Genomic DNA, 17,948 nt, shown 5'->3' with positions numbered 1-17,948 from the left:
GGGCCGCGTCCGTATACCTTCCGTATAGGTGGCCGGGAGGACAGGTGGCCGGGAGGGCGGCCACCGCGAGGCGACGCGGTCGGACGGCGCCGAGCCACACGAACAGCGCGTCCCCTGCACGCACCCGCTTGGCGAAGCGGTTACACCCGGCCTGCGGGAACGCCGCACTGAGTGCGAGCGGGATCGCTACCGGGCGCACCCCTCACCACGTCATCACCCGACCGTCGCCTTGCCCGGCACCTCCACGTCCGGGGACACCCCGTTCCTGCGGGACAGACCCGGCCGCGCGTGGGTCGCGTACATCGTCAGCCCCACGAACAAGAGACCGCCGACCAGGTTCCCGATCACGGTGAGGATCTCGTTCCAGATGAGGTAGTCGCCGAGCGAGAAGTCGCCGAGCCCGCGCCGATGGCGGACGGGACTTGGACTTCCGGAACCACCGCTCACGGCACACTTCATCTCCTTCGCACATCTTCCGGAAACAACCGGCTCGGCGAGGATGGGGTCGAGCAGGAACGGGAGCTCGCCGACGAGGCCGGCGTCGGCCCGGTCGACACATCGCCCGCGGGATCCGTATCAGCACGGAACCTCCTGGTCGTCGGTGCCGGCGCGGCCCTCGGACGCTGGACGACCTCGAGACGCTGTCTGGCGTCGGTGATGAGTTTTCGGGCCGCCCGCCGTCATACACACCATGAGTCCCATCACTGACGACCTCGGGCCGCTCGACGAGCAGGCCTTCGGCGTCCGCGTCGAGCCGCACCGCCGCGAGCTGCCCGTCCACTGCTGGATCGATGGCGGGTTCGGATCGGGGGTGTTCGGTAGCATGCGGTGCGTGCTCACCCTCGCCAACGGTCAGCCTGCGGTCGCGGGCTACGTGCGCAAGCCGGGCGACGCCGCCTGCGTTCCGCCGGCGATCGACGTTTTGTGGGTGCAGGACGGGGTCGTCACCGAGATCGTCACCTTCGACGGCGCGGTGTTCGGGCACTTCGACCTGGCGGCCACGATCAGCGCGGAGGGCGGTGCGCGATGAGCGATCCCGCCTCGATCACCGTCACGCCGGTCTTCGTCGCCGACCTGTACGTCGAGGGCGAGCGGATGCCGATCTACGTGCACGTCATCGACCATCCGCAAGGGCGCGTGCTGGTCGACACCGGCATGACGGAGCTGCATCCGACGGCCGCCGACCTTGATCCCCGCCTCCGGCCACTCAGCGAGCAGGACTTCGATCTCGCCGGCATCGACATCGTCGTCAACACCCACCTGCACGGTGACCACTGCGGCGGCAACCACCTCTTCGCCGGCAAGCCGATCTACGTCCAGCGTCGGGAGCTCGACGACGCGCGCAGCGAGGACGACTACATTCGCGAGTGGGTCGACGCGCCCGGCGTGCGGTACGTGCCGGTCGACGGCGAGCTAGAGCTGCTTCCCGGGCTCCGACTCGTCCCGGCGCCGGGCCACACACGCGGCTCGCAGGTGGTCGTCGTCGAGACCGGCGGGCGTCCGGTCATCATCGGCGGCGACGTGGCGGTCTGGCACGGCGAGTTCGACGAGCCGCCCACCGAAGGCCGTCAGCGGGTCCTCGCGCTCGACCCCGAGCTGGTGTGGCTCGCACACGAGCACGAGCCGTGGCGACCTCGCACCGTCTGAGGCATCACGCCGGCCTCCACCCCGCACGCACAGGCCGCGACGTCGTCGGGCACGAACCCCAGCCACGGCAACGTGCACAACGCCACCGACAACCCCAACCGGCCCGCCGGCCCCCGGCCCCGGTCGACGAACGCGACGTCCGCCGGCGCCGGCGTGAAGAACCGGAACAACTCCTCCCGGCCGATCTTCGGGAACCCTGTGCTTGCCGAAACGTCGTCCGTGCAGGTCAGGCGGCGTAGTGGTATTCGTTGTCGGCGTCACGCGACGCGGTGCCGGCCCGGCACGTCGGCCCGGCCGCCAGCGCGCACGTAGAGCAGCTCGGCACGTTCGGCCCGCGCGTCGGCCACGACGGTCTGCCTCGCCCTGGTGCACGTCCCCGACGGCGTCGAGCCGTCGGGGACGACGTGCCGGGCGTCGGTGAGCGCGGCGCTGGCGGAGGCGGAGGACGCGGTGGCGGCTGCGGCCGACCGGGCGCGGACGAGACTCGAGGACACTGCGGCGGGCCTGGCGTTGTGCCCGCCGATGTTCACCGTGGCGCAGCTGCGGCGGGTCTACGAAGCGGTCTGGGGCTGTGCCGTCGACGCGCGCAACTTCCACCGCAAAGTCACCGGCGCGGACGACTCGGCCCGTGGTGACCAGTGCGGTCGGGGTTGTCGGCGACGGCCGGGGAACGCCAGGCTGTCGGGTGTTCGCCGGACACCGCCGGGGCCGTCGTCCTCGTACCTTGTGATCAGCTGCCGCACAGATACCTGCTCCGGCAACGGAAATCTGTCGGAGCGGACGGCAAGTGAGGTCGGTCTCGGCCCGGTTCAAGGAGTGCGAATGGGCAAGTTCAAGTCCCGCTGGTTCGTTTCGGCGGTTTCCATGGCGATGTTGGGCGCGGGGTTGGCCACGCTCACCGCCGCGCCCGCCAACGCGGCGGTCAGCTGCACCCACGCGATTACGATCAGCAGCGACCCCTCCGGCTCATATGCGATCGTTCCCGGCGTCAGCAACGGTGTTTCCTGGGCCCCAGGTGAGTGCCACCTGTCCGAGGGCAGCTCCGGCGCAGGTGTCAAGGCCATGCAGCGCGGGTTGAACTCCTGCTACGGCGCTGGTCTCACCGCCGACGGGCAGTTCGGGCCGAAGACGCGGAGCGCGCTGATCGCCGTGCAGAAGCGCATCGGTGTCAGCGCGGACGGGATCTTCGGGCCGAACACCCGCGGGACCATGAGGTGGATGGCCTACACCAACGACACCCTGTTGGGTTGCCGCTACTTCAAGTACGCGTAATACCGGATCAGGCAGCGTCCACCCCGCCATCGACGGGGTGGACGCTGCTGAAGTTGAGCGACGGAGCATCCCGGCCGACCAGGTATTCGGTGGTCGACCTGCCTGGCAGCGCGCCTGCGGGGCCGCCGATGCCGCTGCGGGTGTCGACCGTGCGCAGCGGTGACGCGACGCACCGGCCGCGCCGGTGAGTACCACGTCCGGCCGCGCTTGTGGGCTGCCACAGCATGGTCGTGCATGAGTCCGGCCATCGGAAACACTCCGCAGAGGTTGTGGTCAAGCAGAACGCCACCGCCGCCGACGAGATCGAATGCCCGCTATGCGGCATGACCGGATGTCCACACCCGGGTCGCGGCCAAGTGCCACGGCCCTGGCCCGGTTCAGATCCGGTACCCCGTGCCGTCAACTCCCGTCCAGCGAGTCACGGGAGACCAGCAACTCGCCATGACTCCACCACTCGGAGAGGGAGCCGGTCCATCCGTCGCACGGCAGGGTGATGACGCCCGCGCTCGCCCATCTCAGTTCACCATCGTGAAACGTCCTCCAACCTGGCCAATCGTCTGTAACCCTGGGTCGGCGGTGTGCGACATGTCGCGCAGGGACTACTTCCGTGCGGGGGAGCTCGTGACCGAAGAGCCTTCGTTGGTCACGCCACCAGTCCGCGTCGGTGATCACTCATTCGTGTCGAGCAGGCGGCGCTCGAGCTCGGTGACGTCCACAGGCTGCGGGGCCGTGTTCATCACCGCAGTGACGTCGGGCGCCGTCTGACGTTGTGTGGCTCGACGTAGTGAGCGAGACCGTCCGACCAGACGAAGCGAGCGCCGTCGGTCAGCTCCGCACTTCCGTTCGCCTGCCCGCAGAGGTGACAAAGCGACGTGCCGGCGGCATCGAGAAACACGCTCCCACTGCCGAGGTGCTCCACCGCTTGATCAGACGCCGATCGTGAGCGGCCTTATCGACATGTCTGGGTCGACTTCGGTGTCAAGGATGGCGGTGACGTCAATCGGCACTGTCTAATCCCATGCCGTGGGTGGAACAGCGCTGATCGTCTTGACCCCGTACACCGCCGAGCGTGTCGAGCCTGTCGTGGTGGTGGAGATGATGGCCGGAGGCATGGAGCGGGATCCCGTCCGCCCGGGTGACTGGTTCTCGGCCGAAGGACTGCCCTACTCCTATTCCCTCGATCCACCGGACTACGAGACCGACACGGCGGAGCTCGAGATCATCGAACGGGTGGCCGGCAGGACGATGCGTTGTGCCGTCGGGCTGCACATCTTCGTCAGCAACCTCGCAGGTCGACCTGTACTGGGCCGACTGGCACAGCGTGTCGCGGAGCGGACCGAGGGCTGGGTGCTCGTCGAGTTCCAGGCTCCGCCTGCCGCGGACTTGCTCGACCGTCTGGAGAACGCGGGCCGCTGCGTCCGCGTCGACGACTACGTGTACCTCGACGCACCGGCAATGGCGGCGTGGTACGCCCATCCGGACTTCCACGTGCTGAAGTAGGTGTGGCAGCTCCGCGCCGAGTTCAGTGACCGCGCCGCGGCGAGCTGACCTGTCCCCACACACGTCCTGGCCCGCTCCGAACGAAAGGTGCTCGCAGATGAATCCGGACCTGCTGCGCAACTACCTCGCCAACCACCGCCCCAACCGGCGCGACGTCCTGCGCGTCGCCGGAGCGACCGGCGCGGCCGCCGCCTTGGCCGGCTTCGGCTCCACGTTCGCGGATGCCCAAGACCGGCAGGCGGACCGACCCGCGTCGCGGCCGCACGACCAGTTCGACGATGTGCCCTACGACTACGCAAACCCCGCCAATCTGGCCGACTGGGCGCCGGGCCCGTACGGTGCCGGCGACCAGCGGGGAAGCTTCAACGAGGTGACACCGGCCCGGACCGCCGCGGCTCTCGGGCTGCTTGACGCACACCGCCCGGTGAAGACCTACAGCCTGGGCGAGTTGATGTGGAACGGTTTCCCCGCGTTCAAGACCGACCCTCCTCGCACCTACCTGCAGCGGCTCACCATCGCCGGTTACGAGCCGCCTCCCGGCTTCGCCGAGCAAGGCGGTGTGCTGATCTCGCTGGACACGTTGGGGGACAACCAGCTCAGCATCCACGAGGAGCGGTTCGAGGCGTCCTTCTCGGCCAAGCACCCGGTGCCCCTCGCCACGACCTATCAGATCGGGTCGCAGCTGGACAACCTCAACCACATCGGCGCGAAGGAGTTCTTCTACAACGGGATGCGCGGCCCGGAGATCGCCCGAGGCCACGGCACGACCCACTTGGGCAACGAGCACATGGGCCCCATCGCGACCCGTGGCGTCCTGCTCGACATCCTCGGCGTCAAGCTCGCGAAGAACGCCACCTCCGACCTCGCCGAACCCGCGACCAACGGGAAACCGCTGCTGCGGGAGAACTACCGGATCACCGTCGAGGACATCCGGGAGGCGATGGACTTCGGCGGGATCCGAAGCCTGCGCCCTGGTGACGCCGTGCTCTTCCGCACCGGCTGGTCGCAACTGCTCAAGCGGCGGGACCCAGCCGATATCCGGCGCTGGGAGGCCGCCGAAGGACTTCCCGGCATCTATCTCCGAGAGGCGCGCTGGCTCGCCCAGTTCCGCCCCGCCCTCATCGGCAGCGACAGTTGGGCGCTCGAGGTGCTCGGCAACCCGGTCAACGACAACGGGGCGGCGTTCCCCGTCCACCAAGACCTGATCATGCGCAACGGCATCCGGATCGGCGAGTCCTACGTGACCGAGGAACTCGCCGACGACCACGTCCACGAGTTCGTCTTCGTCGTCACACCCCAGCACGCCGAGGGCGCCACGGCAGGCAATACTCCGCCGATGGCTCTGGGCCAGCCGAAGCGCTGAACCACCGCCTCCGCCGGGACTGTCGAGCGGCTCCCGGCGGAGGCGGCACCATGCCCGACGACAACCCGTCGACGGTGAACGGACTCCCGATTCGGGGTGGCGCGGGCACACCGGCGGCCGAGCCCATGGCTCGGCGGGAATTGGATCTGCGGCGCACTCCTGCGCCCGGTCCGGGGGATCTCGACACGTTGGTGGCCGAGCGCGTCGAGGCGCGTGACCCGGTTGCGATGGTGCGGCGGTTGCCGACGTTCGCGGAGTTCGTGCCGATGCCAGCGGGTCCGGTGACGCCACCCCCGGATCATGGCTCAACTGCGGGGATACTTGAAGAAGCCGGCACCGCTCTTGCGGCCGAGGTAACCACCCTCGACCATGCGCAGCAGCAGGGCAGGGGAAGCGTGCAGTGGCTCTTTGGTCTCCTCGTGCATTGTCTGTCCTATTGCGACGATCGTGTCCAGCCCGATCAGGTCGATCAAGCTCAGCGGTCCCATGGGGTGACCGCACCCGACTGTCATCCCCGGTCGATGTCCTCGGCGGTCGCCATTCCCGACTCCAGCAGTCGCACGGCGGACAGAAGGTAGGGAACGAGCAGCGAGTTCACCATGAATCCTGCCCGGTCCCTGGCCTCGACGACCTCTTTGCCGAGGACGTCGACGAGGAACGCGCGGGTGCGTTCCGTGGTTGCCGGAGAGGTGGCCAGTGAACCGATCAGTTCCACGAGCCGCATGGTGGCGACCGGGTTGAAGAAGTGCACGCCCACCACACGGCCGGGGTTCGCCGTCGCCCGTGCCAGCCTCATGATCGACAGCGACGACGTGGTCGAGGCGAGCACGGCGTCCGGATCGCCCACCACGTCGTCGAGCGTCGCGAACACGTCGAGCTTGACCGCCAACTGCTCCGGCACAGCTTCCAGGACGAACTGGCGGTCGGCGAGGTCCTTGAGGTCCCAGGAACAACTGACCCTGGCCAGTGCCGCGTCGCGTTCCTCCGCGGTCAGCCTGTCCCTCGCCACCAAGCGTTCCAGCGAGCGCGCCAACCGCGGTCCGACCCGGGCCGCGGACTCGGGTCCTGACGCCACGACCCACACGTCCAACCCCGCCCGCGCGCAGATCTCGACGAACCCGAGACCCATCTGCCCGGCGCCGACAACCCCGATTCGCCCGACGACGCTCACCCGGACCACCGCACGAGGCCGGCACCCACGGACATGCCACCGCCGAACCCCGCGAGCAGCACCAGTTGGCCTGGACGGATCGCACCGGAGGTGACCGCGTCGTCGAGAGCCACGGGCACCGACGCGCTGCCGACGTTGCCGTAGCGGTCGACGACCAGGTGCGTGTGCGCCCCGGCCAGACCGCAGCGCTGCGCCAGCTCGCGCAGCAGAACGCCGTTGGCTTGGTGCGGCACGAAGCAGTCGACGTCGTCGATCGTGAAACCCGCCTCCGTGACCAGCTTGTCCAGCAGCGGCGGCAGGGTTCCCATGACGAAATCGCGTACGCCCCGGCCGTGCATGGTGAAGTAGTGCGCACCTTCGGCGACTGTCTCGACCGTTGTCGGCACCCGACTTCCGCCGGCTACGACCCTGATCAGGTCTCGGGACTCGCCATAGCTGCTGAGGTCTGTGCGCAGGATGCCCTCTCCGTCCGGCACCTGACCGATCACGGCCGCGCCCGCGCCGTCGCCGAGCAGCACCGATGTGCGCCGGTCGGTGAAGTCCAGGATGCGCGAGTACACGTCGGCGCCGATGACGAGGGCGTGCGTGCCGGGGCGCACGGTGGTCAACGCGCGCGCGAGCTCCACCCCGTACAAGAAGCCGGCGCACACCGCGTTGAGGTCGAAGCAGGCCGCCGCGTGCGCTCCGATCAGGTCCTGCACCAGGCAGGCCGTGGGCGGCTGGGGGTGGTCCCCGGTCGAGGTCGACACGATCAGGTGGTCGATACGGTCCGGCGACAGACCGGCCCGCTCCAGCGCCCGCAGGGCGGCCTTCGCCGCCAGGTCCGAGGTCGCCTCCTCAGGCGCGGCCCAGCGCCTCGTCGCGATTCCGGTCTTGTCCAGTACCCATTCCGCTGTCGCGTCGACGACCAACTCGGCGATCTCGTCGTTGGTGACGATCCGCTCCGGCACGTACGAACCGGTGCCCAGGAAACCGATGGCCACCGCGCTCACCGCTCTCCGGTTGTCGGACCTGCGGAGAACCCCCGCAAGGGCGCGACGCGCTGCTCCCCGATGCGGGCACGCAGCTCGTGGTCGCTCACGCCGAGCCCCGGTTCCGGCGCCATGCACAGCACGGCCACTTTCCCGACATGCCGGTTGGTCTGCACCAGGCGCCCCGCCTCGGCGACCTCGGCGAGCGGGTACACCGCGGACATCGTCGTCGCCACGCTGCCCATCGCGATGAGCCGATTGGTCTCCCACTGCTCCTGGAGGTTGGCCACATGGCTTCCGATGACCCGTTTGAGCTTCATCCACAGGTAGCGGTTGTCGAACACGTGGTTGTACCCGGTGCTCGACCCACAGGTGACCACGACGCCGCCGCGACGCACGACGAACACCGAGATGCCGAACGTCGCGCGACCGACGTGCTCGAACACGATGTCCGGATCGCGCCCGACCCGCTCGCGAATGATCCGGCCGAGCCTGCGACCGACCTCGATCACCTGGTCGGGGTCGGCCGACAGGTCGCCGGTCAGCCCGAACTCCTCGCGGTTGATCACGATGTCACAACCCAGCGCGCGCAGCACTTCCGCTTTGCTCTCGGAGCTGACGACACCGATCGGGATGCCACCGCCGTTGCGGACGAACTGCACCGCGTAGCCGCCCAAACCGCCTGCCGCGCCCCACACCAGCACCACATCGCCCTGCTTCATGCGAGCGCCCCGGTCGCTGACGAGCATCCGGTAGGCCGTACCCGCGCACAGCGTGTTGCTCGCGGCCTCCTCCCAGGTCAAGTGGGCGGGCTTGGGGACGAGCTGACTGGCGCGAACCACGGTGTACTCGGCGAGCCCGCCGAAGTTGGTCTCGAAGCCCCAGGCGCGTTGCTCGGCGCCGAGCATTCCGTCGGCGTGGGAGGCGGGCTCCTGGTCGTCCACGTACGCGGGGCTGATCACCACGTGGTCACCGACCCGCCAACGTCGCACGCCAGAGCCGGTCCGCACGATCACGCCCGCTCCGTCTGAGCCGACGACGTGGTAGGGCAGGTCGTGCCGCGTGGCCCAGCCGCCTTGTCGGGCGAACTGCTGGAGGAAGCGGAACGTCGGGATGGGCTCGAACATCGCCGACCACACCGTGTTGTAGTTGATCGAACTGGCCATCACCGCCACGACGACCTCGTCCGGCGCCGGTTCCGGCGCCGGCACCGGGCCGACGCGCAGTGATTTGCGGACGTCCTTGTCGCCGACACCGCGGAACATGTCGCTGTCCTCCGCGCGCAGGTGCGCGGCCAGGTGCTCCTCGGGTAGCGGAATGCGCTCGATCTCCTCCGGAGGCGCGCCGCCGAGCAACGCTTCGGACAAAGAAACCATGATCGCTCCCATGTGCGTCACCCGGACAGCCGCGCCGGAAACCGGTGGCGGGAACACTGCGAGAAGTCGCGATGCGTTTCGCACGCTATCCGCGGCACCTATAGTTTTGGAACCCCTGAACGCCACCCCAGGGTAGGGGGTGGCGATTCGCTGGAGTGGGCGACTAGGGGCAGTGTCGTTTGTCGGGAACGGGAAGTTACGCGAATCATGAGTGGTGGTGTGCCGCTATTGTGGAAGGCATGGGGATCCGATACGAGAAAGACGGTCGCGTTGCGCGCGTGACGCTAGACCGACCGCACGTTCTCAATGCGATGAACCGCGCGATGCACGCCGAGCTGGCCGAGGTGTGGGACGACTTCGAAGCCGACGACGATCTATGGGTGGCCGTGCTGACGGGGGCGGGTGAGCGGGCGTTCTCCGTGGGCCAGGACCTCAAGGAACTGGCGGCGCGCCAGGTCGACGGCACGGCCGGGCGCTCCTCGTTCGGCAGCAGGGGAAAGCCTGGTTGGCCCCGCCTGACCGAGCGGTTCGACCTGGTGAAGCCCGTCGTGGCCGCGGTACGCGGTTACGCCTATGGCGGCGGGTTCGAGTTGGCCATGGCCTGCGACCTCGTCATCGCGAGTGATGACGCGGTGTTTGCCCTGCCGGAGACCAGGCTCGGGCTCATCGCGGGTGCGGGTGGTGTGTTCCGGCTCGTGCGGCAGGCGCCGTTCCGCGTCGCTCTGGGGCACCTGCTCACCGGGCGCCCGATGACCGCGGTCCGCGCCTACGAGCTGGGCCTGATCAACGAGGTCGTGGCGGCCGAGGAACTGGACGCGTGTGTGGACGGCTGGGTCGCCGACCTCCTTCGGGCCGCGCCGCTGGCCGTGCGGGCCGCGAAGGAGGCGGCGACGAAGTCGGTGACGATGCCGCTGCCCGAGGCGTTCGCCGCCGAGTACGAGTGGGAGCAGCGTCGGATGCTCAGTCGTGACGCGCTCGAAGGGCCGGCGGCATTTGCGGAGAAACGCGAACCTCGGTGGGAGGGGCGCTGAATCAGAGCGGCGTGGGTCGCACGCGATCGCGGACGGTCACCCACTGCCAGCGGGTGAACTCCTCCCAACTGCGGTCGGCGCCGTGCCTGCTGCCGTTGCCGGACGCGCCCCACCCGCCGAACGGGACGAACGCGTCGTCCTCCACGGTGTGGTCGTTGACGTGGACCATCCCGGTCGCCAGCCGGTCGGCCAGCGCGACGCCGCGTTCGGGCGACCCGGTCAGCACCGATGCCACGAGCCCGTACTCCGTGCGGTTGGCCACCTCGACCGCTTCGTCCTCGTCGGCCACGACCACGACCGGTGCGACGGGACCGAAGATCTCCTCCGTGAACGCGGGCATGTCCGCGGTGACCCCGGAGAGCACGGTCGGCCGGTAGAACAGCCCGTCCCGCACACCACCCGCCCGCACCTCGGCTCCGGCGCGCACCGACTCCGCGACAATGCTGTCCACGCGCGCCGCCTGCGCCTCGTCGATCAGCGGACCCAGGGCGACGTCCGCGCGCCAGGGGTCGCCCACCACCAGCGCGTCGGCATGCTTCGCCAGCAGGTCGAGGTACCTGCCGGCGACCGACTCCAGGACCACGTGCCGGCCGGCCGACATGCACACCTGGCCCTGGTGGAAGAAGGTGCCCCACGCCGCGGCCGACACCGCCGCCTCCAAGTCCACGTCGTCCAGCACCAGCAGGGCGTTGTTGCCGCCCAGTTCCAGCGACATCCGCTTGAGCAGCCGCCCCGCGTCCGCGCCGATCTCCCGTCCCACCGCCGTGGACCCGGTGAACGCCACCATCGCCACGTCCGGCGCGGTCGTGAGCGCCCGTCCGACGTCCGGACCGCCGTGCACCACGCGCAGGACGTCGCGCGGCAGCCCGGCGGCGCGGAACACCTCGGCCAGCACCAGTCCGCCGGACACGCCGGTGCGCGGGTCGGGTTTGAGGACGACGGCGTTGCCCAGCGCCAAGGCGGGGACCGCGGCCCTGGCGCCCAGCAGCAGCGGCACGTTCCACGGGCTGATCACTCCGACCACGCCCAACGGGACGCGTCGGGCGGAGCTGCGACGCCCGTGCGCGTCGGGCAGCAGGTGGCCGTAGGGCTGGGTAGGCAGCGCGGAGGCCACCCGGATCTCGTCCAGCACCGAGTCCACCTCGTGGGCGGCCTTGCCGCGCACCGAGCCGCTTTCGCGGACGATCCACTCCACCACGTCCACGCGCATCCCCTCCAGCGCGAGGGCCGCCCGCCGCATCACCTCCGCGCGCTCGACGGCCGGCACGGCCGCCCAGGATCGCTGCGCCGAGGCCGCCGCGTCCACGGCGGCGCGCACGGAGGACGGGTCGTCCACGGGCAGGCCGCCCAGAACGGCCCCCGTGGCGGGCTCCACCACGGGCGTCAGGCCCGGACCGGCGTGCGGGACGGCGATCACGACCCGTGCCCCAGGATCGGAACGTCCACCAGCAGCGGGCCGGTCCGCCCGCCGGCCTTGGCGACGACGTCGCGCAACTCAGCCGCCGAGCCGACGGTCAGCGAGGGGATGCCGAAGAAGTCGCCCGCCTTCGTGAAGTCCAGCTCGCCGAGGTCCAGACCGGGATAGCGGCCCGCGCGAGTGGCCCGGCTGTCCCACGAGTCCAGAGTTTCCTTGAGCGTGCGGTACTCGCCGTTGCGCATGACCACGAACGTCACCGCCACGTCGTAGCGGGCCGCGCTCCAGAGGCCGTGCAGCCCGAACAGGGCGCACCCGTCGCCCAGCACCGCAACCACCGGCCGGGTCGGCTCGCCCATGCGCGTGCCGACGGCCGCGCCGATCCCGGATCCCAGGCCGCCCCCGATCGTGTGCACGTAGGAGCCGGGCCGTGACTGCCGCAGCACCCGGCGCAGCAGCACTCCCGTGGTGATCGCCTCTTCCACGACCACGGCGTCCTCCGGCAACCCGGATGCGACGGCGTGCGCCGCGACCAGCGGCTCCAGCGGGACAGACCCGTAGTGGACGTCGACGTCGGGTTGCCTGACGACCCTGCCGCCGGGGCGACGTGGCAGGCGCCCGGCCAGTTCCGCCAACGTCGACCTGATGTCGCCCACCAGCCCCGGTGAGACGGCGAAGTTGCGGCCGGGTTCCGCCGGGTCGTCGTCGAGCTGCACCACCCGCGTGCCCGGCGGGATCGCCGGCCCGGGTGTGTAGTGGTGCGGCATGAACGCGTGGCAGCCCACGATGAACACCACGTCGTGCGCGGCCAGCTCGTTCCTGATGCCGGCGTTCGTGCCGGGCAGCATCCCGGCGTACAGCGGGTGCGTGGTGGGGAAGTCGATGCCGTCGAACAGCGGTTGGTGGAAGACCGGCGCGTCCAGCGCCTCGGCCACCGCGACCAGTTCCGCGACCGCGTTCGCCCGACCCACCCCGTCCCCGGCGACGATCACCGGGTCGCGCGCGGCCCCCAGCGCCGCCACGGCGTCGGCGACGCCCGACGCCGGTCCCGGCGGCCACACCACCGACCGCGCCGGTAGCTCCACGTCGGTGTCCTCGGCGAGCAGGTCCATCGGGATCGACAGGAACACCGGTCCCGCGGGCGGCTGCACGGCCAGCCGGAACGCCCGGCGCAGCAGCAGCGGCAGGTCGGGCGCGTGCCGCACGTCGAAGGTGTGCTTCACCGCCGCCGCCGCGAGCCCCACCAGGTCTCCGGACAGCATCGGGTCCTGCACGAGGTGCCTGCGGTCCTGCTGACCCGCGGTCACCACCATCGGCGTGCGGGACCTGGACGCGTTGAGCAGCCCCACGAGCCCGTTGGCCAGGCCGGCGGCGACGTGCAGGCTGACGAACGCGGGACGGCGCGTGGCGCGGGCGTACCCGTCGGCCATCGCCACCAAGGACCCCTCATGCGCACCGAGGACGTACTCGATGTCCGGTGCGTCGACGAGTGCGTCGAGGAACGGCAGCTCGGTCGTCCCCGGGTTGCCGAAGACCTTCGTCACGCCCTCGTCGCGCAGCACCCTGAGCAGAGCCTCGACCGGCCTCATGCCGAGCGTTCCGCCGTGCTGAACCGGTGGACCTTGTCGAGCACGTCGGCGCTGTGCAGCCTCAGCGCCTGCACAAGCGCGAATTCCGAGGCGTAGGCGCGGAACGCGTCCGGGGGCTCCTCGGCCAGGTTCACCATGCGCCGGTTCACCGCGACCGCGGGGGACGCCAACCGCTCGGCCGCGGCCAGTGCCACCGCGCCGACCCGTTCTGGCGCCACCACCTCGTCGCACAGCAACGTCGCTTCGGGATCGCGGGCGCCGATGCTCTTGCCGTCCAGGATCACCCGTCGGGTCAGCCTGCCGCCGAACAGCGCCGTGAGTCGCAGGTTGGCCATGCCCGGCACGATGCCCTCCTGGGCGGCGGGCAGGCTGAAGTAGGCGTCATCGGCGGCCACCACGTGGTCCACGGTCAAGAGGATCTGCATCCCACCGCCGATGGCGAACGTGTCGACCGCGGCCACCCACGGCTTGGCCACGTCGGCGTTCGGCCACCACGTCGGGTCTTCACCGCCCCGCAGACCGCGCCGCAGCTTGCTCAGCAGCCCCAGTTCCCGGCCGAGCAGGAAGTCGGTGTACGAAATGCGGCCCGCGTGCAGGTGCTTGAGGTTGATGCCCGCGCTGAACACCCTCTTGCCCGCGTAGCGAGGGTGGGTCATCTCCGCGCCCCGCAGCACGCCCGCCTCCACCGCCGGGTCGAGCAGGGCCAGGTCCACCGCGGTCTCCAGGTCCGCGTTCAGCTCGGTGGTCTCGGCGTTGAGGCAGTCCAGGTTGCGCACGGTCACGTGCGCGATCCTCCCGGACCGTTGCAAGTGGACGGTGTCGAGGTCCAGCTCCCCGGTCCGCTCGAACGCCGCCAGCAGGCTCAGCGCGCGCGGGGTGGGGGCGCGCATCGCGTCCAGCAGGTGCTCGCCGGACACAGGGTCGGCCAAGACGCGGCGGAAGAAGATTCCCAGGTCGATGACCAGGCCTTCCTTCACCGCCTGCGGGAGTCGCTCTTCGGCGGCCAGGCGGGCGGCGTCCGGCAGCAGACCGGGGACGAGTTCGGCGGTCGCGGCGACCAACTGCGCCAGGCGAGGCCCGCGGGTGCGGCGGTCGGTGACCGTGTCGTAGACCTCCCGGCCGTGCAGGCGCATGAACCGGTCGCGCAGATCGCGTACAGGCCGTTGCGCGTCGTCGGCGGCGCGCTGTTCCTCGTCGGTGCGCGCGGGTTTCGCCGGCAGCGCGGCGATCGCCACGTCGCACGCGCGTGCCCGTTCGGCGAGGTTCGCGGCGTCGTCGGCGAGGCGGGTGGGTGTCAGGGGCATGGGCACCGCCTTGGTCTAGTAGCGCAGCAGGGCCGTCTCGATGGTCGAGCCGGGTCCCATCGTCATCAGCACCGCGTGGTCGCCGGGTCGGGCCAGGTCTTCATCGGTCAACCGGTTGTAGGAGAACAAGAACGAGGCGCTGGACACGTTGCCGTAGTCGCGCAGGACCCCAGTGGTGTGCCGCACGTCGTGGCGGGTGAGACCCAGATTGACCCGCACGGAGTCCACCACCTTCTTCCCACCGGAGTGCACCACCCAGTGGGCGATGTCGGAACGCCGCAGCCCGGTGCCCGCCAACAGCCGGTTCACCACCGTCTCGGCGTGGGCGCCCACCACGTACGGGATGTCGCGGTCGAGGAAGAAGCTGAACTTGCCGTGGTCGTCGTCCCAGTCGAAGCGCATCGCGTCGACGGCGTCGGGGATGACGCAACTGGCGAACTTCAGGATCTCCGGGCCGCCGCCATCACCACCGTCACCGCCTTCCGTGGTGAGCACCACCGCCGCGGCGCCGTCGCCGAACAGCGAGTTGACCACCGACGAGCGCATCGAACCGTCGAACACGTACGCGGCCGAGCACACCTCGACGCACACGGTGACCGCGAGCGAGCCGGGGTGCGTCGAGGCCCACCCGGCAGTGGCGGTGAGTCCGTTCAGCCCCGCGTTGCAGCCCATGCCCACCACGTCCAGCCGTCCGGTGTGGTGGCGCAGACCGAGCCGGCGGATCAGGTAGGCGCTGAACCCGGGCGTGAGGAAACCCGTGGACGTGACGCAGCACAGGTAACCGATGTCGGCGGGATCGGCGTTCGCGTCCTCGACGCTCCGCAGCACCGCCTGCGCGGCCAGCTCCACGCCCTGTTCACGGTGCTTGGCCAGAAGCTGGCCCTGCGTCTCGGTGCGCGGCCTGCCCGACGGTTCGTCGGGTGGCAGCACGAGGTGACGGCGTTCGATGGCGCTGTTGAGGAACACCGACCGCACGCGCTGGTCGGTGATGTCGAAGCGGTCCAGGAGGTCGAGCTGCGTGTAAGAGTTCTCGGGCACCGCGGTGCCCGATCCCACGATCTTCGGCTTGCTTCCGGTTCGGCCGCCCGCGGCGGGAGCGCGCCGGTCGTCGACCTCCGGCATCACGGCTTGGCTCATCGACTCTCTCCTGTGCGGGAGGCGGACGCTTGATCGCAGGTTAGTGGCGCCGCGGCCCGTCGAGACCGTCGTGCACGGTGTTCTGGGGTGCTCCTCCTAGGGGGAACTGCTAGGGGTTGACCCCTCCTCCGCGCTGACGTGATCGTGAGCCGTGGAAGTTCCTGTCCCACAAGGATGACGAGGTGTCCGACCGTGGCCGTGAGCACCATCGACCCCGCCGCAGTACTCCAGGCCGACCTGATCGCAGCCGCCGCGGACAACGGCAGCGCGGTGCGCGTAGTGCACACCGGCACCGTCCGGGTGACCTACTCGTGCACGCTGCCGGAGCGGGACGAACCGATCAGCGACGAGATCGAGTTCGGCATCACCGCACCCGTCGTGATCCGCCGCGGCGCCTACATCGACCTGTGGCTGACGCTGCGGACGCTGCACGGCACCAAGTTCGAGCGCCCGGCGAACGACGTCACCGGCCACATGGGCGTCGTGGTCGCCGGGCCGGTGGACGCCGAGCCGACCGCGTACGGGTTGACGAACGTCGAACCGGCGCGGATCGGGCACGGTGTGCTCCTCAGCGGCGCTCACACCCGTTTTCTCGCCGAGGAACCCGGCCTCTACACGTTCGCACCCGGCCACCGGGTCGTGGTCGTCAACGGCGGCACGGACGGCCCGCGCACGATCTGCGACCTGGAAGGGCGGCCCGTGCCCGCCACGCAGACGCTGGTCGTCTGACAGTGGTGGCTCGGACGACGGACTTCACCTCGTTGGCCTCGGCGTTGCACGGTGAGGTCGTGCGACCCGGTGACCCGGCCTACGACCTGGCCGTGCAGCTCCAGATCGCCGAGTACGACTCGGTTGCACCCGCATGCGTCGCCTACTGCGCCGATGAGGACGACGTGCGCATGGGCCTGCGGTTCGCCGCAGAGCACGACGTGCCCGTACGGCTGCGCAGTGGGGGGCACAGCTTCGCGGGCTGGTCCACGACACCGGGACTCGTGCTGGACCTCTCGCGCCTGGACCACGTGCGTCGGGACGGTGCGACAGTCCACTTGGGACCGGGTGTGCAGGCCGTGGACGCGCTGGAGGCCCTGTGGTCGGACGGGCTGGCCGTGGCCAACGGCATGTGCCCCACGGTGGCGGCGGGTGGCTTCGTCACCGGCGGCGGACACGGGCCGCAGAGCCGCAGGCACGGCCTGGCGTGCGACCGCCTCGTCTCGGCCAGGGTTCTGCTCGCCGACGGCACCGCGGTGCGCTGCTCGGAGGAGGAGCACCCGGACCTGTTCTGGGCGCTGCGCGGCGGCGGGGGAGGGAACTTCGGCGCGGTCGTGGACTACGAGGTGGTGCCCGAGGTCATCCCGTGGATGGTGCTGTTCCACCTGGTGTGGACCGGCGACGCCGCGGTGGACGTGTTGTGCGCCTGGCAGGACTGGGTGGTCACCGCGCCGGACGAGCTGTCGTCCTCGATCAGCCTCGTGCTGGCCGACGCCGCACCCGGGGAGCCGGTGACGGTCGTGCTCATCGGCACCCTCATGGGTTCCGCGGCGCAGGCGGAGGCGCTGCTGGCGAACCTGACGTCGAGTGTCGGAACCGATCCGGTGGCGAGGCTCGTGCTCGACCAGTCCTATCGCGACACCATGCTGTGGATCTACGGCGGCGGGCAGCAGCGGACCGCGCGGGAGTGCCATCGTGTCGGCACGCGGCCCGGCGCGCTGTTGCCGCGCCAGCAGTTCCAACGCGAGCGCAACCGGCTGTTCGACCAGCCACTGGACGCCTCGACGACAGGCGCTCTGGTGGACGGGTTCGGCGCGGACCGCGAGGCCGGGGAGACGCGGTTCGTCAACTTCACCGCCATGGGCGGACAGATCAACCGCGTGGCCCGCGACGCCACCGCGTACCCGCACCGCGACGCGCTGTTCCTCATCGGGCACGTGGTCCTGCTCCCCGACGCCGTCCCCGCACCGGACCGCGAACAGCGGGCGCTGTCGTACCTGGACAAAGGGTTCGCACTGCTCGAACCGCTCTCCAGCGGTTCCTACGTGAACTTCCCCGACCCGCGACTCGCGGACTGGAGGCGCGCGTACTGGGGTGACAACCACGCGCGGCTCGCGGAGGTGAAACGGCGCTACGACCCGACCAGGCTGTTCCGGCTGCCCCAAGGCGTGTGAAGGAGTCCCTG

18 protein-coding genes and 2 pseudogenes are annotated in these 17,948 nt (G+C 70.2%); 10 read left to right on the top strand and 10 right to left on the bottom strand.

The window, feature by feature from the left end; translation table 11 throughout:
* Nucleotides 1-213 precede the first annotated feature (213 nt).
* Nucleotides 214-447: a formate/nitrite transporter family protein gene (locus tag F4560_RS44505; protein ID WP_246477802.1), complete on the bottom strand. Its 234-nt coding sequence runs from the start codon at nt 445-447 to the stop codon at nt 214-216.
* 244 nt (nt 448-691) lie between these two features.
* Here F4560_RS44505 and F4560_RS14810 point away from each other — a divergent pair, with 244 nt between their 5' ends.
* Both F4560_RS14810 and F4560_RS14805 read left to right on the top strand, forming a co-directional pair.
* Nucleotides 692-1,030, top strand: coding sequence for a sigma-70 family RNA polymerase sigma factor family protein (locus tag F4560_RS14810; protein WP_184920496.1), 339 nt, complete (start codon nt 692-694; stop codon nt 1,028-1,030).
* On the top strand, nt 1,027-1,647 hold the full coding sequence (locus F4560_RS14805; protein WP_184920494.1) for an MBL fold metallo-hydrolase: 621 nt from the start codon (nt 1,027-1,029) through the stop codon (nt 1,645-1,647). The genes F4560_RS14810 and F4560_RS14805 overlap by 4 nt, the downstream gene beginning before the upstream one ends.
* Here F4560_RS14805 and F4560_RS44500 read toward each other — a convergent pair.
* Together F4560_RS44500 and F4560_RS14795 are read right to left on the bottom strand one after the other, a co-directional pair.
* The gene (locus tag F4560_RS44500) at nt 1,569-1,877 is read right to left on the bottom strand and encodes a DUF4158 domain-containing protein (protein ID WP_281392173.1); all 309 of its coding nucleotides are present in this window, start codon (nt 1,875-1,877) and stop codon (nt 1,569-1,571) included. The genes F4560_RS14805 and F4560_RS44500 overlap by 79 nt on opposite strands.
* Before the next feature lie 27 nt (nt 1,878-1,904).
* The gene (locus F4560_RS14795) at nt 1,905-2,141 is read right to left on the bottom strand and encodes a hypothetical protein (RefSeq protein ID WP_184920491.1); all 237 of its coding nucleotides are present in this window, start codon (nt 2,139-2,141) and stop codon (nt 1,905-1,907) included.
* Between F4560_RS14795 and F4560_RS46555 the strand changes: the two are divergent.
* The 5 genes and pseudogenes from F4560_RS46555 to F4560_RS14780 form a co-directional block, all read left to right on the top strand.
* Nucleotides 2,065-2,250, top strand: a pseudogene (locus F4560_RS46555) (NrtR DNA-binding winged helix domain-containing protein); the annotation flags it as partial. The gene F4560_RS14795 and the pseudogene F4560_RS46555 overlap by 77 nt on opposite strands.
* A 219-nt stretch (nt 2,251-2,469) precedes the next feature.
* Nucleotides 2,470-2,919, top strand: coding sequence for a peptidoglycan-binding domain-containing protein (locus F4560_RS14790; protein WP_184920490.1), 450 nt, complete (start codon nt 2,470-2,472; stop codon nt 2,917-2,919).
* Nucleotides 2,920-2,972: 53 nt separating this feature from the next.
* Entirely contained in the window at nt 2,973-3,107 is a 135-nt protein-coding gene (locus F4560_RS45575; protein WP_281391912.1) for a hypothetical protein, read from the top strand.
* 835 nt (nt 3,108-3,942) lie between these two features.
* Nucleotides 3,943-4,419, top strand: coding sequence for a hypothetical protein (locus F4560_RS14785; protein WP_184920488.1), 477 nt, complete (start codon nt 3,943-3,945; stop codon nt 4,417-4,419).
* Between the two features lie 97 nt (nt 4,420-4,516).
* Nucleotides 4,517-5,782 carry a cyclase family protein gene (locus F4560_RS14780; protein ID WP_184920486.1) on the top strand — a complete coding sequence of 422 codons (1,266 nt, stop codon included), beginning with the start codon at nt 4,517-4,519 and terminating at the stop codon, nt 5,780-5,782.
* Between the two features lie 305 nt (nt 5,783-6,087).
* Here the strand turns inward: F4560_RS14780 and F4560_RS14775 are convergent.
* From F4560_RS14775 to ccrA, 3 genes and pseudogenes are all read right to left on the bottom strand, one after another.
* Nucleotides 6,088-6,953, bottom strand: a pseudogene (locus F4560_RS14775) (3-hydroxybutyryl-CoA dehydrogenase).
* Nucleotides 6,950-7,945 (bottom strand): 3-oxoacyl-ACP synthase III family protein, encoded by a 996-nt coding sequence (locus tag F4560_RS14770; protein WP_184920484.1) that lies wholly within the window; start codon nt 7,943-7,945, stop codon nt 6,950-6,952. The pseudogene F4560_RS14775 and the gene F4560_RS14770 overlap by 4 nt, the downstream one beginning before the upstream one ends.
* Nucleotides 7,942-9,300: a crotonyl-CoA carboxylase/reductase gene (gene ccrA, locus F4560_RS14765; RefSeq protein WP_184920482.1), complete on the bottom strand. Its 1,359-nt coding sequence runs from the start codon at nt 9,298-9,300 to the stop codon at nt 7,942-7,944. The genes F4560_RS14770 and ccrA overlap by 4 nt, the downstream gene beginning before the upstream one ends.
* A gap of 239 nt (nt 9,301-9,539) precedes the next feature.
* On the opposite strand from ccrA, the gene dpgD reads away from it, so the two are divergent.
* Entirely contained in the window at nt 9,540-10,331 is a 792-nt protein-coding gene (gene dpgD, locus F4560_RS14760) for an enoyl-CoA-hydratase DpgD (protein WP_184920480.1), read from the top strand.
* Nucleotide 10,332: 1 nt separating this feature from the next.
* Here dpgD and F4560_RS14755 read toward each other — a convergent pair whose 3' ends face one another.
* Genes F4560_RS14755 through dpgA form a run of 4 tightly spaced genes read right to left on the bottom strand, consistent with a single transcriptional unit; the run spans nt 10,333 to nt 15,775 of the window.
* Nucleotides 10,333-11,748 (bottom strand): aldehyde dehydrogenase family protein, encoded by a 1,416-nt coding sequence (locus tag F4560_RS14755; protein WP_184920478.1) that lies wholly within the window; start codon nt 11,746-11,748, stop codon nt 10,333-10,335.
* Nucleotides 11,745-13,334, bottom strand: coding sequence for a thiamine pyrophosphate-binding protein (locus F4560_RS14750; RefSeq protein WP_184920476.1), 1,590 nt, complete (start codon nt 13,332-13,334; stop codon nt 11,745-11,747). Before F4560_RS14750 ends, F4560_RS14755 begins: the two co-directional genes overlap by 4 nt.
* Nucleotides 13,331-14,638, bottom strand: coding sequence for a (3,5-dihydroxyphenyl)acetyl-CoA 1,2-dioxygenase DpgC (gene dpgC, locus F4560_RS14745; protein ID WP_184920474.1), 1,308 nt, complete (start codon nt 14,636-14,638; stop codon nt 13,331-13,333). The genes F4560_RS14750 and dpgC overlap by 4 nt, the downstream gene beginning before the upstream one ends.
* Nucleotides 14,639-14,653: 15 nt before the next feature.
* Entirely contained in the window at nt 14,654-15,775 is a 1,122-nt protein-coding gene (gene dpgA / locus F4560_RS14740; RefSeq protein WP_246477800.1) for a 3,5-dihydroxyphenylacetyl-CoA synthase DpgA, read from the bottom strand.
* A 192-nt stretch (nt 15,776-15,967) separates the two neighbouring features.
* Between dpgA and F4560_RS14735 the strand changes: the two genes are divergently transcribed.
* Nucleotides 15,968-16,504, top strand: coding sequence for a hypothetical protein (locus F4560_RS14735; RefSeq protein ID WP_184920472.1), 537 nt, complete (start codon nt 15,968-15,970; stop codon nt 16,502-16,504).
* Nucleotides 16,505-16,509: 5 nt separating this feature from the next.
* Nucleotides 16,510-17,937, top strand: coding sequence for an FAD-binding oxidoreductase (locus F4560_RS14730; protein ID WP_184920470.1), 1,428 nt, complete (start codon nt 16,510-16,512; stop codon nt 17,935-17,937).
* Nucleotides 17,938-17,948: the final 11 nt, after the last annotated feature.

Origin of the sequence: Saccharothrix ecbatanensis (genome assembly GCF_014205015.1) — a bacterium.
In the GTDB taxonomy this organism is placed as follows: domain Bacteria; phylum Actinomycetota; class Actinomycetes; order Mycobacteriales; family Pseudonocardiaceae; genus Actinosynnema; species Actinosynnema ecbatanense.
This window is presented reverse-complemented; position numbering and strand designations above follow the sequence as displayed.

Excerpts from the sequence above, each read along its gene's own strand:
- F4560_RS14810 (WP_184920496.1), top strand. The coding sequence starts at position 692 with ATGAGTCCCATCACTGACGACCTCGGGCCGCTCGACGAGCAGGCCTTC.
- F4560_RS14805 (WP_184920494.1), top strand. The coding sequence starts at position 1,027 with ATGAGCGATCCCGCCTCGATCACCGTCACGCCGGTCTTCGTCGCCGAC.
- F4560_RS14790 (WP_184920490.1), top strand. The coding sequence starts at position 2,470 with ATGGGCAAGTTCAAGTCCCGCTGGTTCGTTTCGGCGGTTTCCATGGCG.
- F4560_RS14780 (WP_184920486.1), top strand. The coding sequence starts at position 4,517 with ATGAATCCGGACCTGCTGCGCAACTACCTCGCCAACCACCGCCCCAAC.
- ccrA (WP_184920482.1), bottom strand. The coding sequence starts at position 9,300 with ATGGTTTCTTTGTCCGAAGCGTTGCTCGGCGGCGCGCCTCCGGAGGAG.
- dpgD (WP_184920480.1), top strand. The coding sequence starts at position 9,540 with ATGGGGATCCGATACGAGAAAGACGGTCGCGTTGCGCGCGTGACGCTA.
- F4560_RS14750 (WP_184920476.1), bottom strand. The coding sequence starts at position 13,334 with ATGAGGCCGGTCGAGGCTCTGCTCAGGGTGCTGCGCGACGAGGGCGTG.
- dpgC (WP_184920474.1), bottom strand. The coding sequence starts at position 14,638 with ATGCCCCTGACACCCACCCGCCTCGCCGACGACGCCGCGAACCTCGCC.
- dpgA (WP_246477800.1), bottom strand. The coding sequence starts at position 15,775 with ATGAGCCAAGCCGTGATGCCGGAGGTCGACGACCGGCGCGCTCCCGCC.